Here is a 5,147-nt window from a genome sequence, read left to right as displayed (position 1 = left end):
TCTTGCAGACTGTTTTAAAGTGCGGTGACTATATAAGGAAAATCTCCTTATGTGATTTCATCAGAGATATATGGACGCTTGAGCCTGGAAGATTTAAAAGTGACCCAAACCATTTCAATTCAGAGTTCACAAACTCACCGCTCAGTACGTTAACCAATGATGATGGTCTAAGCGGGGCATGCAGGCATGGAAACAGTTTTTTCTGATTAAACGCACAATCCTGCCAATTACTTAGGTGGATGCGATATTTAGATGCAGTTGAAACATGGACCCGCTTCCCAATTTCCTTGATTAATACAATTTTCTCTGGTAGACTATATCTGCTTCCATGGATGTATCCTTTCCTCTAAGACATGTTATAATTTCCTTTGTGGTAACCAACGATCGCGGTGATGTAAGGCCATTGGAGCGCATTGACCCGGGCGGGGGTATACAAGCGAGCCATGGATCATGTTTTGTAAAATCTAAAAAAGGGCTCTCTGAATGGCAGGAGATTTGAGTTCAGTATACCAATCCTTGATGCATCATCTGACCTATAACCTTGCAAAAGACATGTATTCGGCTACGCCGAGAGACAAATTCCACTCCATCGTTCTCTCAGCAAGGGATCCGCTCGTCAGGAGATGGATCAAGACACAGCAGCGATACTATGATGTGGATGCTAAACGGGTATATTATTTGTCTTTGGAGTTTCTCTTGGGTAGACTCCTCAGAAATTATGTCCTCAACCTCGGCCTTATGGATGACTATGGAAAGACGGTTGATCTATTTGGTCTTTCTTTTGAAGATTCCCTTGAATACGAACGGGACGCAGGACTCGGCAATGGGGGGCTGGGTAGGCTCGCTGCCTGCTATATTGATTCCCTTGCCACATTAAGTTACCCGGCGTACGGGTATGGCATACGCTACGAGTATGGGATTTTTTTTCAGAGAATTAAAGACGGATTCCAGGTGGAGGTTCCCGATAACTGGCTGAGATACGGGAACCCGTGGGAGTTTCCACGACCAGAGCTCCTGTATCCCGTTCGTTTTTATGGGAAAGTAAACACCATAACCCAAAGAAACGGAAAATACAGAATGGAGTGGATGGACGGTGACGAGGTGATGGCTATGGCCTATGACTACCCCATTCCCGGATTCCAAAACGAAACAGTGAACACACTAAGGCTTTGGGCGGCGAAATCTACCAGAGATTTTAATCTGGATTACTTTAATAGCGGAAATTATCTAAAAGCCGTGGAAGATAAGGGTAAGAGCGAGAATATTTCGAAAGTCCTCTATCCGCCTGATCAGTACATTGCCGGTAAAGAACTGAGATTGAAGCAACAGTATTTTTTCGTTTGCGCCACACTGTCAGATATTGTTAGGAGGTATAAAAAATACCGTCGAACTTACAACGAATTTCCAAGTAAAGTGGCGGTCCAGCTCAATGATACACATCCGTCCCTCGCCATCGCCGAATTGATGAGATTGCTCGTCGATGAAGGCGGCGTGCTTTGGGAGGATGCGTGGGAGATCACAAAAAAGACTTTCGCATACACGAATCATACGGTATTGCCCGAGGCGCTTGAAACATGGACCGAAGGTATATTCGGTAATCTTCTCCCCCGTCATCTTCAGATTATCAAGGAGATAGATAGGAGGTTCATGATCCAAGTGGAGGAACGTTTTCCGGGTGATCCGGGAAGAAAAGACAGAATGGCGATAATGACGGGTTGTGGGGAGCAGGTAATCAATATGGCCCGCCTAGCAGTAATTGGCTCTCATGCCGTGAACGGCGTTTCCGAACTCCATACGGATATCCTGAAAGAAGTAGTTTTCAGTGATTTTAGCGAAATGGCGCCAGAGACCTTCAAGAATGTAACGAACGGCATTACTCCAAGGCGGTGGCTGCGCCAGGCGAACCCTCAGCTTTCAGATCTCATTACCGAGGCTATAGGCGACGGTTGGATAAAGGACCTCAGCGAGCTGAAAAAGCTTGAACCTTTGGCAGATGACGGCGAGTTCTGTGCAAGGTTTCGTCGTATAAAGGAACTGAACAAGGCCGCTCTGGCCGATTATTGCTACAAATCTTATTGGCTCCCTTTTTCTCCCGACTACTTCCTTGACTGTCAAACAAAGCGGTTCCATGAGTATAAGCGTCAGCTCCTCAATATTCTCCATGTAATCACGCTATATAACAGATTGAGAGACGGGAAGATGACGAAGGACCTCCCTCCAAGGACCATCCTGTTTGCGGGAAAGTCGGCTCCCGGCTATTTTGTGTGCAAACTTATCATTAAATTGATCCATGCAGTAGGCGCAACGATTGATGCAGAACCGACAGTGAGGGAAAAATTGAACGTGATCTTCGTTCCGAACTACGATGTGAGTCTGGCGCAACTCATTATACCAGCAGCTGAATTGTCCGAACAGATCTCCACAGCAGGATATGAGGCATCAGGAACGGGCAATATGAAATTTACCTTAAATGGAGCCCTTACAATCGGCACGCTCGACGGAGCAAACGTGGAAATCAGGGAAGAGGTTGGAGCCGACAATTTCTTCCTGTTCGGTCACGAAGCCGGAGAGCTTTCACGAATGCGTTCAGGCTACAATCCTTGTCGGTACTATGAAGAGAACATGGAACTGAAAAAAGCCATTGATCAGATTCACGACGGCTATTTTTCGCCTGATACACCGGACTTGTTTCATCCTGTTACTGATTCTATCTTGAAATATGATACCTATTTTGTACTGGGCGACTACGCATCCTATATAGAATGTCAGGAAGAGGTGAGTAGGGTGTATCTGGACGATGGCCTTTGGGCTCGGAAGGCCATTCTTAACGTGGCGCGGTCAGGTAAGTTCTCAAGCGATAGAGCAGTCCGGGAGTATGCGGAGAAGATCTGGGGCGTCAAGCCTGTACCGGTATGACGCGTGTCATTTTTTACCGATACACACGAAGAAGATTTCGGAGCTGACGCTTCTTGATGAAGCCGGTTTGAAGATCGAGACTTTTCTGAACAATTCTTTCAATGTATTGTGACTCAGCTTTAAAGAATCCGAAAAGAAAGACTTGATGAGAAAATTTCCCCCAGTTTTAAGGCCGACCCTTACGACGTTAAGAACCGCCTCGAACAGCTCGTTCACGTTCTTGTCGTCTACTTCCTTTATACCTGACAGATTTGGTGCGATATCGCAGGTAACTGCATCGAATCGGTCAAGAGAATACTCCCTAAACAGAACCTCTACATTAACATCCCTGATATCAATCTTCAAGAGGGTGATGTTTTTCGCCGGCAAAGCCACGACCGGAAGTATGTCCACTCCGATAACACTGCCACAGTCTCCGACTAGCTTCGATATGACTTGGAGAAAGCTTCCGGGAGCTGAGCCCAGATCAAGCACGCAGTCTCCAGCCCTGATGAGCCTGAATTTTTTTTGGATATCCAAGATCTTATATGCACTTCTCGCCCTGTAGCCATCCTGTTTGGCTTTGTTGAAAAACCTATCCTTAACTATGAATCTGCTCATAAGGGCTTACGATGAGGCTGGACTGCCGCCGTTCCTCCTCTGGATCTGGAGCTATAAGGGACTTCTTTGCAAAAAAGGAGAGGGCTTCGGTCAGTCCCCTGTCGCTTGTCAAAAGATGGAGGAGGTCATGAAAGCAGTCAAACCGTTCGATCTGGAAAAAGATATACGCGTAATCCTCAAACACTCTTCTCAATAGAGTAATTTTCGACTTCAAGACTTCTTTTTCGATGAGGGTCTTTACAAAACTCTCTTCCTTCTCTCTTACCATATGTGACGGCAGGAGGATTGCAGGTTTATCAAACGTCTCAATTGCTCTTCTGTCCTCCTCAATGGTGTCCCAGGAGAGCGTTAGAGAAGTGAACATGTCGTCCAAGAGAACGGCGCCTGGAGGTAGAGGCTCAAAAGTACCAGGTATTTTCAGGCCGTAAATATCTTGGGGCTTCTCAATTGAATCCTTCAGGGACGAAACAAATCGCCTTAACTGCGTTACATCTTCAGTGTAAAGGTGAGATATTGCGTTTCCCTCCTCAATCAGGTATGCGGCGTATCGGGGTGATGTCTCAGCGAGAACAGTAGATTTTGTGGTTTCTGTCCGATACTTTGCCATAATCGTTTCAACATCATCTCCGGTTAAGGGGGCAAGTTTCAAATCAATCAGCCCGTCAGCTAAATGTATTACAGCGTTGATGAAGATGAAGCCGTTTCTCTTTACTTCGAAGGCCGCTATAACGGTTCTGGTGCCGGTCGAGTCATAATTGAACATGAACCCCTTGTGTTGTCTTTTTGTTTCTATTTTTTTCAGCGCTGATTCTCCTGCCGGACGTTCTTCCTCGATTTTTATTCCCATCGTCTTCAGTTTGAAAATCTGTTTTCTGATGAGTTTTTGAACCTCCTTATCCGGCTCGGAAGGGAGTACCGAAACCAGAAACTTCCCGGCACCACCTTCCTTCGTGTCCGTTATTGCTAGAATAGTCTCTTCTCTCCGCTCCTTCGACATTCGAACGTAAGTAGCTTTCAGATTGTCAAGTTGGTCCGGTTCATGAATGAACTCGATGATTTCCTTCATATAATATAGTTCCTGTATTAAGAAATGACAGTATACCATGAAAACAAATCACATGCGCATCCGAAGGAGATTTTATACTTTCATCCCTTGATTTTCATGATAGTCCAACGGAATGCATTGACCGGGAGTTATCGCAGACCCTCTGGCCAGAATGGCCTGTCTAGCTTGAAACAATACTTTGTCGGGAATGGCGATACTACGACAAAACCCTTTCCATTGACATTGACGAGCATGGTCTGCACCTTCTGACATTTAAGGAGAGAACGGCTCAAAGCGCGTGAATCCATTTCTCGGGATCATTGTAACTCGGTTATTGTCGGTCTATTGTCGTAATTATTGGCAGTTTATCGCACCACCGTCCTGGATATGGGGTTCTGCAGCGGCCCACAGGATGGGGTGGCTTAAGGCGAGGGGATGGTGGCTGAGAACAGTAAGTGCAAGCTGTTTGACGGCTACCCAAACAAGCTCACAACTCGGCTTTTCAAGAAATACTATCAATATGAATATTGTGCTGCTCAAGGAATTTCAGGTGGTGAAGTAGAGCTTGATGAAAGTTGCTTTGGCG

At 45.9% G+C, this 5,147-nt stretch carries 4 protein-coding genes; 2 read left to right on the top strand and 2 right to left on the bottom strand.

The features are described 5' to 3' along the window. Together LBQ00_06905 and LBQ00_06900 are read left to right on the top strand one after the other, a co-directional pair. Positions 1 to 206 (top strand): hypothetical protein (locus LBQ00_06905; GenBank protein MDR2018582.1); only part of this gene is annotated, 206 nt, incomplete at its 5' end. A 289-nt stretch (positions 207 to 495) separates the two neighbouring features. Beyond that, entirely contained in the window at positions 496 to 2,916 is a 2,421-nt protein-coding gene (locus LBQ00_06900; GenBank protein ID MDR2018581.1) for a glycogen/starch/alpha-glucan phosphorylase, read from the top strand. 6 nt (positions 2,917 to 2,922) lie between these two features. Here the strand turns inward: LBQ00_06900 and LBQ00_06895 are convergent, their stop codons facing one another. Next, entirely contained in the window at positions 2,923 to 3,516 is a 594-nt protein-coding gene (locus LBQ00_06895; GenBank protein ID MDR2018580.1) for an RlmE family RNA methyltransferase, read from the bottom strand. After that, a complete protein-coding gene (locus LBQ00_06890; protein ID MDR2018579.1) occupies positions 3,497 to 4,582 on the bottom strand; it encodes a hypothetical protein in 1,086 nt (361 codons plus the stop codon). Before LBQ00_06890 ends, LBQ00_06895 begins: the two co-directional genes overlap by 20 nt. Positions 4,583 to 5,147: the final 565 nt, after the last annotated feature.

The organism is Syntrophobacterales bacterium (assembly GCA_031274925.1).
GTDB lineage: Bacteria > Desulfobacterota > Syntrophorhabdia > Syntrophorhabdales > Syntrophorhabdaceae > PNOM01.
Note: the sequence above shows the minus strand (reverse complement) of the source record. Positions and strands in the feature narration are given on the sequence as shown.

Excerpts from the sequence above, each read along its gene's own strand:
- LBQ00_06890 (MDR2018579.1), bottom strand. The coding sequence starts at position 4,582 with ATGAAGGAAATCATCGAGTTCATTCATGAACCGGACCAACTTGACAAT.
- LBQ00_06895 (MDR2018580.1), bottom strand. The coding sequence starts at position 3,516 with ATGAGCAGATTCATAGTTAAGGATAGGTTTTTCAACAAAGCCAAACAG.